This window comes from Candidatus Krumholzibacteriia bacterium, assembly GCA_035649275.1.
In the GTDB taxonomy this organism is placed as follows: Bacteria; Krumholzibacteriota; Krumholzibacteriia.
The window spans coordinates 1-16,243 of sequence record DASRJW010000118.1 but is presented as its reverse complement, the minus strand read 5'-3'; the positions used below and the strand labels follow the sequence as shown (position 1 = coordinate 16,243).

Annotated in this window: 14 protein-coding genes; 12 read left to right on the top strand and 2 right to left on the bottom strand. The window is 68.5% G+C overall.

Translation table 11 applies throughout. The annotated features are described in order from the left end of the window. The first annotated feature begins 69 nt into the window (after positions 1-69). A complete protein-coding gene (locus VFE28_12635; protein ID HZM16839.1) occupies positions 70-774 on the top strand; it encodes a tetratricopeptide repeat protein in 705 nt (234 codons plus the stop codon). 314 nt (positions 775-1,088) lie between these two features. After that, positions 1,089-2,513 carry a hypothetical protein gene (locus tag VFE28_12630; GenBank protein HZM16838.1) on the top strand — a complete coding sequence of 475 codons (1,425 nt, stop codon included), beginning with the start codon at positions 1,089-1,091 and terminating at the stop codon, positions 2,511-2,513. Between the two features lie 51 nt (positions 2,514-2,564). Here VFE28_12630 and VFE28_12625 read toward each other — a convergent pair whose 3' ends face one another. Beyond that, positions 2,565-3,200, bottom strand: a complete 636-nt coding sequence (locus tag VFE28_12625) for a DedA family protein (protein ID HZM16837.1) — start codon at positions 3,198-3,200, stop codon at positions 2,565-2,567. Positions 3,201-3,436: 236 nt separating this feature from the next. On the opposite strand from VFE28_12625, the gene VFE28_12620 reads away from it, so the two are divergent. The 3 genes from VFE28_12620 (at position 3,437) to VFE28_12610 (ending at position 6,006) form a co-directional block, all read left to right on the top strand. Then, positions 3,437-4,267 carry an ATP-binding cassette domain-containing protein gene (locus VFE28_12620; protein HZM16836.1) on the top strand — a complete coding sequence of 277 codons (831 nt, stop codon included), beginning with the start codon at positions 3,437-3,439 and terminating at the stop codon, positions 4,265-4,267. Continuing rightward, positions 4,264-5,106 carry an ATP-binding cassette domain-containing protein gene (locus VFE28_12615; protein HZM16835.1) on the top strand — a complete coding sequence of 281 codons (843 nt, stop codon included), beginning with the start codon at positions 4,264-4,266 and terminating at the stop codon, positions 5,104-5,106. The genes VFE28_12620 and VFE28_12615 overlap by 4 nt, the downstream gene beginning before the upstream one ends. Before the next feature lie 180 nt (positions 5,107-5,286). Continuing rightward, the gene (locus tag VFE28_12610) at positions 5,287-6,006 is read left to right on the top strand and encodes a hypothetical protein (GenBank protein ID HZM16834.1); all 720 of its coding nucleotides are present in this window, start codon (positions 5,287-5,289) and stop codon (positions 6,004-6,006) included. 66 nt (positions 6,007-6,072) lie between these two features. On the opposite strand, the gene VFE28_12605 is transcribed toward VFE28_12610, so the two are convergent. After that, positions 6,073-7,890: a DUF4153 domain-containing protein gene (locus tag VFE28_12605; GenBank protein ID HZM16833.1), complete on the bottom strand. Its 1,818-nt coding sequence runs from the start codon at positions 7,888-7,890 to the stop codon at positions 6,073-6,075. A gap of 339 nt (positions 7,891-8,229) precedes the next feature. Here VFE28_12605 and pyrR point away from each other — a divergent pair, with 339 nt between their 5' ends. The 7 genes from pyrR to VFE28_12570 form a co-directional block, all read left to right on the top strand. After that, positions 8,230-8,754, top strand: a complete 525-nt coding sequence (gene pyrR, locus VFE28_12600) for a bifunctional pyr operon transcriptional regulator/uracil phosphoribosyltransferase PyrR (protein ID HZM16832.1) — start codon at positions 8,230-8,232, stop codon at positions 8,752-8,754. Next, complete coding sequence (locus tag VFE28_12595; GenBank protein HZM16831.1) at positions 8,751-9,758, top strand: aspartate carbamoyltransferase catalytic subunit; 1,008 nt, start codon at positions 8,751-8,753, stop codon at positions 9,756-9,758. Before pyrR ends, VFE28_12595 begins: the two co-directional genes overlap by 4 nt. 62 nt (positions 9,759-9,820) lie before the next feature. After that, positions 9,821-11,167 carry a dihydroorotase gene (locus VFE28_12590; protein ID HZM16830.1) on the top strand — a complete coding sequence of 449 codons (1,347 nt, stop codon included), beginning with the start codon at positions 9,821-9,823 and terminating at the stop codon, positions 11,165-11,167. Between the two features lie 60 nt (positions 11,168-11,227). Then, complete coding sequence (locus tag VFE28_12585) at positions 11,228-13,117, top strand: tetratricopeptide repeat protein (protein HZM16829.1); 1,890 nt, start codon at positions 11,228-11,230, stop codon at positions 13,115-13,117. Positions 13,118-13,179: 62 nt separating this feature from the next. Next, entirely contained in the window at positions 13,180-13,938 is a 759-nt protein-coding gene (locus tag VFE28_12580; GenBank protein ID HZM16828.1) for a hypothetical protein, read from the top strand. Beyond that, a complete protein-coding gene (locus VFE28_12575) occupies positions 13,931-14,881 on the top strand; it encodes a dihydroorotate dehydrogenase (protein HZM16827.1) in 951 nt (316 codons plus the stop codon). The genes VFE28_12580 and VFE28_12575 overlap by 8 nt, the downstream gene beginning before the upstream one ends. Before the next feature lie 265 nt (positions 14,882-15,146). After that, positions 15,147-16,243: metallophosphoesterase (locus tag VFE28_12570; GenBank protein HZM16826.1), on the top strand; the 1,097-nt coding region annotated here is incomplete at its 3' end.

Sequence of the window (16,243 nt, the reverse complement as noted above, 5' to 3'; positions counted from 1 at the left end):
CGCCCGCGATGCCCGTGGACTCGAGGCCAGGGCGCGACCCAGCGACGGGCGCGACGAGGCGAGGCGAGAATGGCGCGGCACTTCCAGGCCATGCACAGCGCGCGATGGGGTGTGCTCTGCGCCTGCTGGGCGGGGGGCATGCTGCTCTCGGGCTGTGCGGGCCCGCGTCCGCAGGTCCCGCCTCCCCCCGGCGAACCGCCGGTGCAGGAGCAGCCCCCGACCGAGCAACCGCCGCCGGCGCCGGGGGACGCGGAGGTGCAACTCGCCTTCGAGCAGGCCACCGCGTCGCTGGGGGCAGGTCGTTACAGCGAAGCGATCCCGCGCCTCTACGATGTCCTCGAGCACCGCCCGAGCCACACGGTGGCGCGCTACAACCTGGGTGTGGCGCTGCAAAGGGTCCGCCAGTGGCAGGAGGCCCTGAAGGTCCTCACCGCCGAGGGCACCGACGAGGTCCGGAAGCGCGGTCTCGCGGCGAACGTGGAAGTGCCCGAGGATGCTGACGCCGATTACGTGCACGCCCTCGGCACGGTGTTCCAGGAGCTGCGGCGCTTCGACGAGGCCATCGCCTGTTTCGATGCCGCCATCGCCCAGGACGCGAAGCACCTCAAGTCGCGCTATGCTCGGGCTCTTTGCCTGCAGCTCCGGGGCGATCTCAAGCAGGCCCGCACTGCCTGGCGCGATTACCTCGCCCGCGATCCAGACAGCTCCTGGACCGAAAGTGCCCGCAAGCACCTGGCAGAGGTCGAGTCCCGCCTTTCCACCCAGCCTCGCTGACGTTTCCCCGGGTTTCCACTGAACTTCCTCCCAGTCACGATCAGGTCACCGCCCTCAGATAACGCTTCCATGCGGCAAACATGTGCGTTTAATGAAACCGGGTCCTTGTCTTAATCGGATGCTTACAGGCCGCTGTGACACTTCTCGATGACGGCCAGCCCCGCAGGCGGCTGGCTCCCGGAAAGCAGACGATGGAAGCCGGTGCCTCGCCGGGCGGGGAGCCTCGCCGCGACGGGAGTCACCACTTCGATGGGGTGGAACCGGTGCTAGGTCGATCGGGAGCGTCGAACCAGAGGTCCGAAAAGGAGAGCCGTATGGGCAGAGCGTTCGTGGTGGTCCTGTGTCTCGTCTCGAGCTTGCTGGCGCTCGGGGCGCCGTCCTCCAGCCCAGCGCAAACCCTGAACCTCTATTACCAAGAAGCCAGCAAGGACGGCCGTGTGTACGTCTTCAACACCGCGGCGCGGTACAAGACCTGGCAGGAGGGCGGCGAGATGGGGACGGCCCTCATCCTGGTGGGCCGCGGCGCCAACGGCGAGACCGTGGTGGCGGAGAACGAAACGGCCGCCGACCTCTACTTCTTCAAACACGACCTGCCGGGCTACGAGCGGCCGGCGCCGAAGCCGGAGAAGCCCTTCGACGAGAGGGTTTTCTACAAGGACGGCAAGACCAACTTCGTGATGAAGGCCGGCACGGTGCAGCTCTCCACCCACATGCAGGCGCGCTACACCTACCTCGACCGGTTGCAGAACGACCGCGGCAGCTTCCGTATCCGCCGCATGAAGAGCGTCGTCGAGGGCAACACCTACGGGGGCACCTGGCGGTTCAAGTTGCAGGCCAACTGGGTGGGGGGGAATGTGGTGAACAGCGCCACCGTCAGCGCCAGCAACGACACGACCAAGCCGCTCAGCGAGCGGGTGACGCTCAGCACCACCGCCACCCGCGGCACCATCCTCGAGGACGCCGAGCTCTGGTTCGCCAAGTTCCCGCTGGCGACGGTGTGGATCGGCCAGGGCAAGGCGTACTTCGGCCGCCAGGAGCTCATCTCCGACGGCAAGCTGCACTTCGTCGACCGCTGGGTCGGCAACGCCCGTTTCGCCCCGAGCCGTGACCAGGGGATCGGCCTCATCGGCGCCAATGGGACCAAGAAGTACGAGTACAACCTCGGGCTCTACAACGGGAATCTGATCAATCAGACGCTGAACGACAACGTCGAATACATGTACGTCGGCCGCCTGGTGTGGACTCCTTTCGGCGAATACAAGCTCGAGGAGAGTGCGCACGACTATCCCGAGACGCCCAAGCTCCTTCTCGGCGCCGCGGGCTTGAACAACACCCTCACGCGCGGGCAAACCGACACCGACATCTGGCGCGTCGGCGGCGAGCTGGCCTTCAAGTGGCACGGCTTCAACAGCAGCGGGGAGTACTACTACGAGGACGCCGAGATCAGCCCCCGGACCACGGTCGCCCGCGGCTACTACGTGCAAGCCGGCTGGCTGTTCCCGAACCGCAAGTTCGAGCTCGCCGGCCGCTACGCACACGTCGACGACGAGCTCCTGATGCTCACCATCTCGGACCTCAACCGGAACCCGCTGGCGGAGCTGCGGGAGTATGGCGCCTGCGCCAGCTGGTACTTCGACAAGCACACGCACAAGATTCAGGCGAATTGGCTCCGCTTCGAGGACACCCTCGCCGACCAGCACATCGACGAATACGCCATGCAGCTGCAGCTCGTCTTCTGAAAGCAGTTCGCAGCGGCGGCAAGCAGCGGAAGGGCGGGAAGAGACGGCCGGTCAGGGCCGCCTCTCCCGCGCTTCCTTGCGCAGGATCGTCACGTGCCGCCACACCCAGTAGATAGCGCCGGCAAGGAGAAGGGCGCCGATCACCAGGTCGGCGCCGTGGAAGTATTTGCGCAGCGTATTCCAGTTCTCGCCCAGAACCTTCCCCACCCAGGCGAGGAGGGCGCAGAAGGGCAGGGAGCCCAGGAAGGTATAGAGGAGGAAGGGCAGCATGGGCATGCGCGCCACGCCGGCGGGGAAGGAAATGAAGGTGCGCACCACCGGCAGGAGGCGGCTGACGAAGATCGCCGCGTGGCCGTACTTGGCGAACCAGCGGTCGGCCAGATCCAGGTCGTGCCGCGTCACCAGGACGAAGCGGCCGTAGCGTTCGATGAAGCCGCGGCCGGCATAGGCTCCCAGGTAGTAGGCGGCCACCGACCCCACCACGCAGCCGAAAGCCCCGGCCACGGAGACCCACCAGAGCGAGAAACGACCGGTGAAGACGAGGTAGCCCGAGAAGGGCATGATGATCTCGCTCGGCAGCGGGATGCAGGCGCTCTCGATCGCCATGCAAACCACGACGCCGGCGTAGCCCAGCGTCGAGATCACCGTGACCACGAAGTGGCCGAGGGTCTCGAGGATGTGATGCATCGGGCTCCCGTCGTGCGGCGCCGCGCGCCGCCGGGCGCCGAGCGCAAGGAAGGCGCGATCTCCCAGGAACTGGATGACCACGGGTCACCATCCAGGTCGCGCATGGTGCGAAGGAACTGGTTTTCGAGTCAAGGAGATTGCGACACGGTGCGGTGGGTCGTAGCCTACGAAGGTCGAAGACTTGCCGCCCGACGCGATTCCTGTGCAAGGCCCGGCGACCACGACGAGGGCTCCGCATGATCGAAGTGCACGACGTGAGCGTCGAGCTCCCGGGTCGGCCGCAGCCGGTCCTGGACGGCGTCAGCTTCCGGCTGCAAGCAGGGGAGCGCGTGGCGCTCCTCGGCGGCAACGGCAGCGGCAAGACGACCCTGGCGCGCTTGCTCAACGGCACGGTGCTGCCGAGCCGGGGGCGCGTGCTGGTGCACGGTTTCGACACCCGTGATCCCAGCGCCCGCTTCGAGGTGCGCCGCCACGTCGGGCTCCTCTTCCAGGATCCGGATCACCAATTCGTCACCACGACGGTGGAGCGCGAGATCGCCTTCGGCCTGGAGAACCTGAACGAGCCCACCCCGCGCATGCATGCAGCGGTGCGCGGCGCCCTGGAGGATTTCGATCTGCGCGGGCGGGAGCAGGCGCCGCCGCACGAGATGTCCGGCGGCGAAAAGGCCCGCTTGGCGCTGGCCTGCGTCTGGGTCATGGGCCCGAGCGCGCTCGTCCTGGACGAAACGGATTGTCTCCTCGACCGGCGCAGCACCGAACGCCTCTGGCGCCAGGTCGACGACCTGCCGGCAGACACGGCATTGCTGCGCGTGACCACCGATGCGGAGTTGGCCGCCTCCAGCCCTCGGGTTCTCGTTCTCCACGAAGGCCGGTTGGTGGCGGAGGGCCCCCCGGATGCGGTCTTCGCCCACCTGCCGCCGGAGGTGGTGGCGCGCGTCGGCCTGCCGCTCGTCTGGCGTTTGGCAGAAGAACTGGTGCGCGCCGGCCGCTTGCACCGCGCCACGGTTTCCTTGGATCGCGTGCTGACCGGTCTCGGCGTGCCGGGCCCCGGGGGAGGTGCGGCGTGAGGTCCGACCCGGAGCTGCTCCTGCAGCTGCGCGCCGTCGAGGTCGCCTATGACGCGGGGCTGCCGGAGAAGAACCTGGCGCTCCGTGGCGTCAGCTTCGACCTGCACCACGCCGATCGTCTCGGGCTCATGGGACGCGCCGGGTCCGGCAAGACCACCTTGCTGCACGTGTGCGCGCGCCTGGTGGAAGCCAACGCCGGGAGCGTGCACGCACCGCAGCAGCGCGAGCCGAGTCTGGTCTTTCAGTTCCCGGAGCACCAGCTCTTCGCGGAGACCGTGGCGGAGGACGTGGGCTACGGCCTGCGGCAAGGCGGGGTAGCTCCCGGCGAGATCCGGACCCGGGTGGAACAGGCGCTCGAGGATGTCGGCCTGGCCGCAGCCGAGTTCGCCGCCCGCCCGCCATTTCATCTGAGCGGGGGGGAGAAGCGGCGCGTCGCCCTGGCCGGGGCGCTGGCGCAGCAACGCGGTCTCGTGCTCCTCGACGAACCGACCCTCGGTCTCGACGCGGAGGGAATCGAGCGTCTCCGTGCCATCCTCGAACGCATGCACGCCCGCGGCGTGGCCTACTGCGTCGCCTCCCACGATGCCGACTTCGTGGCCGCCACCTGCACGCGCCTCGTGGTGCTCGACGCCGGGCGCGTGGTGTTCCAGGGACCGACCGAAGAGTTCTGGGGCGACCCCCAGCTGGTGGAAACCTGCGGCGTGCGCCTGCCGCGCACCGCCGCATTGGCGCAGACCTTGCGCGGTTACGGCGTCCTGGGCCTGCCGCCGCAGCCCGATCTGCGTCGCATCGCCGCCGCACTCCTCGCCCTCTGGCATCGTCCCGGAGCGCACTCCTGAACAAGCGGCGAGCGCACCCGCGCGCAGCCGAGCGGCGTTGCCCGCCCGGGCACGCTCTGTTAAACTCGCAACGTCAAGATTCGCCCCGATCTCCCCCACGCCCCGCACCCGTGCGGCGGGCCCCCTGCCGTCGCGTCGAGGTGGGGAGGGGGAGCACGCTCCGAAGCAGGAGGTTGCAACATGCGTCTTCGCTATCGCTCGATCCTGCTGGTGCCGGCCTGCCTGGCGGCCTTCGCCAGCCTGGCCTCCGGCCAAATCCTCATCAACGAGATCCGCACCGACAACACCGGAACCGACACGGATGAGTACTTCGAGCTCGTCGGCCCGGCGAATACGCCGCTCACGGGCTACACCTACGTCGTCCTCGGCGATGGCAGCAGCTCCAGCAACAGCGGTGGTTGCAGCGGCGTCATCGAGAGCTTCGCGGACCTGAGCAGCTTCTCCATCCAGGCCGACGGCTACTTCGCCGCCCGCAACAGCGCCGCGACGCCCGTGCTGACCGGCTACGATGCGTCGATTGCCCTGGCGTTCGAGAACACCGACAACGTGACCCATCTGCTGGTGACGGGGTTCACCGGGTCGTTGACCCAGGACCTGGATACGAACGACGACGGCGTCCTGGACGTCACGCCCTGGACCTCGATCGTGGACAGCATCGGTCTGTCGAAGGGAAGCGCTTACAACTGCCCCGTGAGCGGCGCCAACGAAGAATACCTGTACACGCCGAACGTGGTCGGCCCCGATGGCTCCTTCGTCCCCGGCATGGTGCGCCGCTGCAGCACCGGCCTGGTGATCGGGCCGTTCGGCTCCCTCACCATCGACACTCCCGGCGCGGTGAACAACTGCACGGTGGCGGTCACCCCCGCGCCATGGAGCCAGGTGAAGGTTCTCTTCCGCTGAGTTCGCGTGACCAAGGATCGACCGCGGCCTCCCTCCGCTCCCGGGCGGGGGGAGGCCTTTCTGTTTTCAGCGCGGTTCCGGGCTCAGCCGGAGCAGCACCAGTGCATCGCTGGAGTGAAGCTCCGCCGTCGCTCCGGCACCGCGACCCGACACCGCGCTCACGAGCAAGCGCAAGCGCAAGCCCTCGCCTTCGGCATCGATCGTCAGTGGGAGTGGCCGACCTTTTCCTCCCGCCGGGGTCGTCGTCATGGCCGTCCTCGCCTGCACGAGCAGCGAATCGTGGGAGATCTCCAGAATGGGCCGCCCGCGCAGGGACACGACGGTGCGTGACGGCGCCGTCTGGGGCGCGAAGGCCAGAGTGTCCGGCCCCAGCGGCAGGTCGACTCGGGCCACGAGGTCGAGGCGCCCCAGCCACTCGTACCCGTCGAGAGGGACGGCCTGCTGGCTCAAGTCGGCGAAGTACGACACCTGACCCTCCGGAGTCTCCTGCCAGCGTTCCACGTAGGCCACGCCTATCCGGTCCATGACGGCGTGTGCCGCCGGATGATCGGTGGCGCGTGCGGGCGCATCCGCGCGCAGAGCAACCTCCGCCGCCTGGCGCAGCGCGGCCGCGATGCGCCCGAGGGAGCTCGCGCCGTGCGTGTCGATGAGGTAGCGGAGCACGGCGCTCATCTCGCGGCGAGCCTCGAAGCCGACCTCGCCCGCCGGCGGTTGCAGACGGGACTCCGTCAGCATCTCGTGGCCGCGGAGGAGATGGCGCAAACGGGTGAGTTGACTGAGCCGCGAGACCGAGTACGCGGACCAAGGACCGACGAAGGTCAGCAGCGCCAGCGCGCCGAGGGTCGTAGGGATGACGCGAATGTTGCGTGAGCCGGTGAAGCCGTAGTAGAGCGCGATCCCTGCCAACCACAGCGCCACGATGGTGAGGAAATAGCGCGGCTCGGTCAGCCCGTATTGATCGACGCGCAGCCAGATGGCCATGAGCAACATGGCGATGGAGGGCAGCAGCGCCACATAGAACCAGCGGCCGTAGTTGTCCACCCAGCGGCTGTCGGAGCGCTCGCGCACGGGATGCACCAGCAAGAGCGCCAGCGTGCCGGCAGCCGCCACGCTGGAGACGAGGTAGCCGATCCAACCGCTCGGCCAGGTCCGTGTGACCAGGACGCGCACGAGGTAGGCGGTGAGAATCATGAGATACACGGTCACGACGGGAATCAGGATGAACTGAGCGAAAACCTTGATGCCCCCGGGATAATCCTCGCGCGCCTCGAGCGCATTCAGGTCGCGAGGCAAGCCTCCCAAGAAGAACCAAGGATGGAAGACGAGGCCAATCACAATCCACATCCGGGCGTACCAGTCCTCATCGACACGGACACCGAAAAGGTTGTCGATGGCGAGCAAGGCGATGGCGAGGCCGCCGAAGAGGACGCCGGCGAACAAGGCGGCGGTCAAGAAGCGTAGGAACTGGATGCGATTGTACTGCCAGAAGCCACGCTGCGCCGTGGTGCCGAGGTAAGGCAGCGTGGCCGCCAGCAGGTGCAGCGCCACGCTCAGCTGAGCGAAGCGAAGGGTGCGGGTCGTCTCCGTCCAGGTGCCGGAAGCCCACCAGAAGCCCACGGGGAGCAGGAGCGCCGTGAGCCCGACCAGCGTGCGCGTCGCCCGCCGCCAACCAGCGCGCTCCCCGGTCGTCGCGACCGCGGTGAGCAAGGGGAGTCCGAGGAGCGCCGCCAGCAGCCCGCGTAGGCGCAGCGTATCGTCCCCGGAATGACCGACCAGCGCCAGCGCGTACCCGGCCGCCACGCACGCGGCGAAGAGCACCAACGGGAAACGTACGAGCGTTTCCCGCGCCCGTGCCGCCGCCTCCTGCAGGGAAATCAGCCGCACCTTGAGCCTCGCGTCCGCACGACCGGCCGCGAAGGTGGGGCAAGCCCTCCGAGCCTGGCAAGATGATTCGCCGCTTCCGAGTACACCGCCCTTGCCATGCTCGGCCCGTCCGTTGTAGATTCAAGGAGCTGGAGACGCCCGCGGTCCCTGGCACGCCGAGCACCTTTTAACTTGGTCCTGCGAGGCTAGGAAAGGTCATGAAGGCGCCAGCCTGCACGCAAAGGAACCTCTCGCCACAACCCTCCCTCCGGGAGGGATTTTTTTCTGCCCCCGACCCATCCCGGATCCCCCTGCTCCAAGGAGAGCGACGTGTCTGATTTCGTCGCCAAGGCGGCCATCATGGACGCCGAACAGATGCAACGGGCCGTGCAACGCATCGCCCACGAGATCATCGAGCGCAACGGCGGCTCGGACAGCCTGGTCATCGTCGGCATCCAGCGCCGCGGCGTGCAGCTGGCCGAACGCATCGCTGCCGCCATCGTGCGCTTCGAACACTGCAACCTCCCGGTCGGAACGCTGGACATCACCCTGTATCGCGACGATCTGACCACGCTCGGCCCGCAGCCCCGGGTGGGCGAGACCCGCATCCCCGTGGACATCCACGAGCGCAACGTGGTCCTGGTGGACGACGTCCTCTACACCGGGCGCACCGTACGCGCCGCCCTGGACGAGCTGATGATGGACTTCGGCCGGGCGCGCTCGATCCAGCTCGCCGTCCTCGTCGACCGCGGGCACCGGGAGCTGCCCATCCGCGCCGATTACGTGGGCAAGAACGTGCCGACCTCGAAGCGCGAGATCATCAAGGTCCAGGTGCGGGAGATCGACGGCACCGACCAGGTTCTCGTGGGGGAGATGAAGACATGATCCCACCGCGCAAGCATCTGCTCGGCCTGGAAGGCATGGACGCCCGGGAGATCCACGGGATCCTCGACCTGGCCAGCAGCTTCGAAGAAATCCTCGAACGCCCAGTGAAGAAGGTGCCGACCCTGCGCGGCCGCACCATCGTCAATGCCTTCTTCGAGCCCTCCACCCGCACCCGCGTCAGCTTCGAGCTGGCGCAGAAGCGCCTCTCTGCCGACGTGGTGAACATCTCCAGCAGCGGCAGCAGCCTCTCCAAAGGGGAGACGTTGCGGGACACGGTGGCCAACCTCGAGGCGATGAAGATCGACATGCTCATCGTGCGGCACGGCACCTCCGGGGTCCCGCACATGCTCGCCGAGCACACGGTGGCCTCGGTGGTGAATGCCGGGGACGGCCAGCACGAGCACCCGACGCAAGGACTGCTCGACCTCTATACGATGCGCGCGCGTCTGGGCGACCTGGCGGGCCGCCGGGTCACCATCGTCGGCGACATCGCCCACAGCCGGGTGGCGCGCTCCAACCTCTGGGGCCTGCGGGCGCTGGGGGCGCACGTCACCGTCTGCGGGCCGCGTTCGATGATGCCGAAGAGCGTCGAGGATCTGGGCGTGCAGGTGGAGTACGACCTGCGCCGGGCGGTGCGCGACGCCGATGCCATCAACGTGCTCCGCATCCAGTTCGAGCGCCACGGCACGCCGAACTTCCCGAGCCCGCGGGAGTACATGCGCCTCTTCGGGATCAGCAACGAGGTCCTGCGCGGGACCCAACCGGAGTGCTTCGTCATGCACCCGGGGCCGATGAACCGGGGAGTCGAGATCGCCTCCGACGTGGCCGATGGGTCGCGCCAGGTGATCCTGCAGCAGGTCACCAACGGCGTCGCCGTGCGCATGGCGGTGTGCTACCTCTTCGCGGGCGGCGCCGGCCCGGCGGCAGAGGAGAGCGAGCGCGCGGGCGGCGAGGCGGCGGCGGCCACGGGGACAGCGCGGCGCCTGCACGCCACCAGCGCCTAGAGTTTTCCTGAGCTCCTTCGCGAGTCCAGCCTCGCCAAGAAGCTCGAGCCGAAGGAGAAGGGATGCACCTGGAGAGCGAAACGCTGCCGGGGGAATACGTGCTGAGCGGTGCCATCCTGCTCGATCCGGAGAGCCGGCGGCAGGGGCCAGGCGAGATCTGGATCCGTGACGGCGGGATCGTCGAAGTCGTCTTCGCTGGCCAGAGCAGCGCCGCCGCGACGGTGCCGCGAGTGCCTTGCCGCGGCTTGGCTCTCGCCCCGGGTTTCGTCGATCCGCACGTACACTTCCGCGAGCCTGGACAGGAATACAAGGAAGACATCGAGTCGGGCAGTCGCGCCGCCGCGGCGGGCGGTTTCACCAGCGTGATCATGATGCCCAACACGCTGCCGCCCCTGGATCATGCCGGCGTGGTGCAGACGGTGTTGCGTCGCGGCCGTGAGGTCGGCCACTGCGACGTGCACGCCGCCGGGGCCCTGACGCTCGGGCGTGCCGGGCAGGAACTGGCGGAGTACGAGGACTTGCGGCAGGCCGGCGTGGTCGCCCTCACCGATGACGGCAGCCCGGTGGAGAGTGCTGCGCTCATGCGTCACGCCTTGGAGCACGCCGCCATGCTGGGCCTGGTGGTCATCGCCCACTCCGAGGAGAAGTCCTTGGCCCATGGCCGCCACATGCACGAGGGCACCTGGTCGACGCAGCTCGGCATTCCCGGCATCCCCGCCGCGTGCGAGGAAATCGGCGTGGCCCGCGACGTCCTGCTGGCGCGGGAGACCGGTGCGCCGCTGCACGTCGCGCACGTGTCGACCCGCGGCGCCGTGGACATCCTGCGGCTCGCCAAACACACCTGGAAGGTCGACGTCACCGCCGAAGCCACGCCCCATCACCTGGAGCTCACCGACCGCGAGCTGGTGGGTTATTCGGCCAACTTCAAGATGAACCCGCCACTGCGGAGCGAATCGGACCGGCAGGCAGTGCTCGAAGGCCTCGCCGACGGCAGCATCGACATGCTCGCCACCGATCACGCCCCGCACGCTCCGGACGAGAAGGAGCTGGAGTTCGATCGTGCCCCAGTGGGCGTGATCGGTCTGGAGACGGCATTCGCCGTGGCTCACACCGGTCTCGTGAGCAGCGGGCGCCTGCAGCTCCTCGATCTGGTGCAGAGAATGAGTCTGGCACCGGCTCGCCGCTTCGGTCTGGAGGCAGGGCGGCTCGTGGCCGGCGCACCGGCCAGCTTCGCCCTCATCGATCCCGAAGCACGCTGGTTGGTGGGGGCGGAATCCTTGCGCTCCCGGGCGCGGAATTCGCCCTTCCTCGGGCGGACGCTGCGAGGCCGCGTCCAGGCCACCATCTACCGCGGCCGGCTGGTGCATCGGGCGCCGGAGCCCACGCCGTCGCTGGCCCGGGGCGGTTGACGCCGCGGCAGAGCCCTTGCATCTTCGATCGTGCCCGCGCCGGTCGCCCCAGGAGAATGCATGCACGACGCCCCCCGGCCGCGCCGCCCGCGAGCCCGCCGCGCCCTGGCGCCCCTCCTGGCCTTCGCCCTCGGCGGTTGCGCCTACTTCAACACCTTTTACAACGCCAACAAGCTCTTCGAGGATGCGGAGAGCATCCGCACCGCGAAGGGGAGTTCCGCCGAGAAGGCGGCGGCCCAGTACGACGCGTGCATCAAGAAGTGCCACGATCTGCTGCGCTACCACTCGAAGAGCAAGTACGTGGATGACGCCCTCTACATGATCGGTGTCAGCCATTTCCATCGCGCCGAGTACGTGCAGGCGCAAGGCTCGCTGCGCGATCTCCTGGATCGCTTCCCCAACACGAAGTTCGCCGAAGGCGCCTGGTTCCATCTCGGCCTGGCGTCGCTGGCGCAGGGCGATGCCGCCGGGGCCGCCGCCGCCTTCGAGAATCTGGAGCGCAACTATCCCAACAGCCCCTACCGCGTCGAGGCGGCTTACCGCGCGGCGGAAGCGGTGCTCGACGCCAAGGACAGCGAGAGCACGCGGCAAGCCTTGCGGCAGTTCATCCAGGAGAATCCGCATAGCCGCCACGTGAGTGCGGCGCGGTTGCGCATCGCGGACACGTATTACGACGACCTGCATTTCCCGGAGGCGCGGGCGGAATACCAGCAGGCCCTGACGCTCGAGCTCACCGAGGAACAGCGCTTCGAGGCGGAGCTGCAGATCTCGCTCACCAAACGCGACGAGGCGGAGCTGATTCTCGCCGATCCGGCTCTGTACACCGAGCAGGACCTGCCCTCGGGACTGCGGGTGCAGATGCAGGAGGCGCTGGCGGACACCGCCGCGGCGCCGTCGTCGGCTGCGGCCACCGCCCTGCCGGAATCGTTGCAGGCGCAGCGGCAGCAGGCGATGAGCTTGCTCGCCGAGGCGGAGGTCGAACTCGAGCGCCTGCGCAAGCGGGCGACGAAGTTCAACGCCGATCCACTCCTCCGCATCGAGCGCGCCGTGACCCTGGCCTGGCTCGGCAAGCCCGAGGAAGCTCTGGCGGACCTGGATCAGGTGGCGCGCACCGACCCGCGCGGCGAAACCGGTTCGCGAGCGCAGTACGAGATCGGCGAGATCCACCGTCGCTTCGGGCGCTGGAGCAAGGCGCAGGAATCCTACGATCTGGCCCAGCGCGGTCAGGGGACGAGCGCGAGCCCGATCGTCGAGCGCGCCAAGAAGAAGAGCGCCGCCATTCGGGCGCGCACGGCGGCCATGGAGCAGCTGCGCCCGGCGGCGGAGGTGCAGCGTCGCTGGCGCGTTTCCCGGGGGCTGGAGCCGCCACGTCAGGGCGAGGCGGATCCGCGCTCCGGACCGGACTCGCTACGCAGCCTGGTGGAGATCGAAACACGCTTCGAAGACCTGGCGGGACACCTGCTGCGTGTGGCCGAGATCGACCTCTTCGAGCTGGAGCAGCCCTGGCTGGCGCTGCGCGAGTGCCAGCAGCTCCTGGCGGACTACCCGCGCAGCGGTTCGGCCCCGAGAGCGGCTCTCGGGATCGGCTGGATCTACGACCGCTACCTCTCCGAGCCGGGTCTGGCCATCGGCGCCTATGACCGGGTGACGCAAGAGTACCCCGGGTCGCCGCAGGCGCAGCGCGCCGCGGATTTCGCCGCCGCCCTGCGCAACCCGGGAGCGGCGGTGCCCGACGCGAGCGGTGTCCTGCCGGAGGCGAGGGGGGAAGCGTTCACCGACACGGCGGGAGCTTCGGTATTCTCTCCCGGCGACAGCACGGCAGCAGCCCCCGGTGACACGACCGCAGCTCCGGTCGACACCACGAGCGCCGCCGCGCCCGTCGATAGCACGGCCGCCGCAGCGAAGGACACCACCTCCGCGGCGCCTCCCGACACCTCGCTCTCGCCCTGACCGGAGGTACCATCATCGCGGCGACGCTGCTCGAGAACCGGCCGCTCTGCGGCGGCTCCCACTTGCTCCGCCTCGAAGACGCGGCCGCACGCGTCGCAGCCCCGCGCTCGCGCCCCGGGCAATTCACCATGCTCCTGGCCCAGCCCTCGCTGCACCTCATCCGCCGGCCCATGAGCATCCACGACGAGGGCGATGGCTGGCGGAGCTACATGGTGAAGCCCGTGGGTCACGCTTCGGGCGAGCTGGTCGCACTCCGGCCCGGGGACCGAGTCGAGGCGAGTCCACCCTTCGGCAATGGTTTTCCGGCGCCGGCGGACCTGGGCGGCGGTCCGCTTCTCCTCGTGGGCGGCGGTTTCGGCATCGCCCCGTTGCATTTCCTGGCGCGCCGGCTCGACGCCCTGTCGCCGTCGATGGAGTACACCATCCTCTACGGCGGCCGCAGCTCCCGCGACGTCGAACTCGACGCCGTGGCCGGTGTGCGCGGCGAGATCCTTCCCAGCACCGACGACGGCTCGCTCGGCTTCCACGGCACCTGCGTCGATCTCTGTCGCGATCTGCTGCGCCGGCTGGGAGCGAAGGCGCGGCAGGCCACGGTGCTCACCTGCGGTCCCCCGGCGATGATGGCGGCTCTGCACCTGGCGGTCCGCGATCTCGTGCGCGACGTGTACCTCTCGCTCGAGGAGGTCATGGCTTGCGGCGTCGGCGTGTGCATGGGCTGCGTGACACGTACCCGCAACGGCACCGTGCCGATTTGCACCCACGGACCGGTGTTCCGCGGCGCCGACCTGGTCGGGATCGATGGAGGGCGCGAGCATGTCTGAGTACACCGTCCGCCTCGGTCCGGCCCGCTTCGCCAATCCGTACTTCGCCGCCTCGGGTTGTTTCGGCTATGGCCTCGAGTACGCTGCCTTCCTCCCGCCCAGCGAGTTCGGTGCGGTGGTGACGAAGACGGTGACCGCGCTGCCTCGCACCGGGAACCCCGTACCGCGTTTGCAGGAGACGCCGTCGGGCCTGCTCAACTCCATCGGCCTGCAAAATGTCGGCCTCGATGCCTACTTGCGCGAAAAGCTGCCGGCCCTGGTGGCGGCGGGTGGCGTGCCCTTCGTCAGCATCGCTGCCGAGACGGTGGAGGAGTACGCGCGGATGGCCGAGCGACTGGCCGAGCACGAGGCCGTGCGCGCCGTCGAGGTGAACCTGGGCTGTCCCAACGTGGACACCGGTGGGGACCGCGACGCCGCGGAAGCGCGGGCGGTGGAACGTTTCACCCGCACGGTGAAGGAGCGTTTGCGGGACCGGGCGGTGGCGATCAAGCTGACGCCGAACGTGACCGACATCGTGCACTTGGCCCGCGGCGCCGAGCAGGGTGGCGCCGACGCCGTGGTCGCCATCAACACGCTGGCAGGGATGGACATCGATCTCCAGCGCCGCCGGCCGACCTTCGCCCGCGTGCGCGCCGGGCTCTCGGGCCCCGCCATCTTCCCCGTGGCGCTACTCAAGGTCTGGGAGATCGCCGGGGCCGTGCGCATCCCGGTGGTCGCCGTGGGCGGCATCGCTTCGGCGCAGGAGGCTCTCAAGTTCTTCATGGCGGGAGCCACGGCCGTGCAGCTCGGCACAGTGCTCTATTCCCGGCCGACGCTTCTCGCCGAGGTGAAGGCTGGCGTGCGTGCGTTTCTGGAGGAAAGGGGCCTTTCCCACCCGCAGCAGCTGCGACTGCAGCCCGATCCGGCCATCCTGATCGCCGACGGAAGCGACCGGATCACCTGAACGCCGTACACTTCCTGGGGTAGATGCCCCAATTCATCTCTTCTTGCTTCCAATTCCTCCCCAGACCGGGGTCGGTGATCCCGGCGATGGCGCATCCCGCCGTGAAATGGCGCGCCGATCTTGAGGGGTGCGACCAGAACCGCTAAGCTTGAGATCGCACAGGTATCGTCAACACATCGGTCGCTCTCGTTCCTGCCCGCCAAGGGATGGCTCGATGGGCGTCGTGTCGTTCCCCTCGGCCCTAGCGCCGTTGCCTCGGACATCCATGCGCCCATTCCGCCAGCTCCTCCCGGGCCCGACCCTCCTCCTTTCCCTCTTCCTCGCCGTTCTCCTCGGCGGGAGCGGCTTGCACGCCGCTTGGGCCGCGGTCCGCGTCGCCGTCATCGCCGACTACGGCGACAACAGTCCCAATGAAGCCGCCGTCGCCGATCTCGTCCACAGCTTCGTCCCGGACATCGTGGTCACCGCGGGGGACAACAGCTACGACGCCGGTCCCATCGACACGAACATCGGCAAGTACTACTCCCGGTACATCGGGAATTACAGCGGCGGCTTCCCGCCGGGGTCTTCGATCAACCGCTTCTTCCCCTGCCTTGGCAACCACGACTACGGCGATGGTGGGGGAGTGAACGCCTACCTGAACTACTTCGCCCTGCCCGGGGCCTCGGTCCAGAGCTCGAACACCTCGGGGAACGAGCGCTACTACGACTTCGTCTACGGACCGATCCACTTCTTCGCCATCAACAGCAACCCCGAGGAGCCCAACGGCAGGGACAGCACTTCGGTGCAGGCGCAATGGCTGCGCTCGCAGCTGGCCGCCTCCAACGCCCCCTGGAAGATCGTCTACTTCCACCACACGGCGTACTCGAGCGGCGAGCACGGCGGAGCCCTCCCCATGCGCTGGCCCTTCCGGCAGTGGGGGGCGGACGCCGTGATCGCGGCGCACGATCACGATTACGAGCGCTTCCTTTTCGACGGCTTCCCGTACTTCGTCGTCGGCATCGGGGGCTCCGGCCTGCGCGGCTTCCGCACCACGCAACCGGGCAGCGCCGTGCGGTACGCCGCCAACTTCGGCGCCATGCTGATCACGGCGGACGCCGGGGAGCTCAGCTTCGACACCTTCTCCATAGCCAGCGGCAACCCCCTGGTCGACTCGTACACCCTCTTCGGCGAAGGGTCGGTGCCACAACTCACCGTCTCACCGCTGCAATACCAGTTCGCCAGCGTCACGGTCGGCGCCATGGCGCTCACGAGCTTCGGCCTCCGCAACGACGGTGATGTGACCCTGAACGTGCAGTCGATCGCCTTGGCCGGTCCTCACGCGGGGGAGTTCAGCGCCGAACGGGGTGCCGACGTCATGCC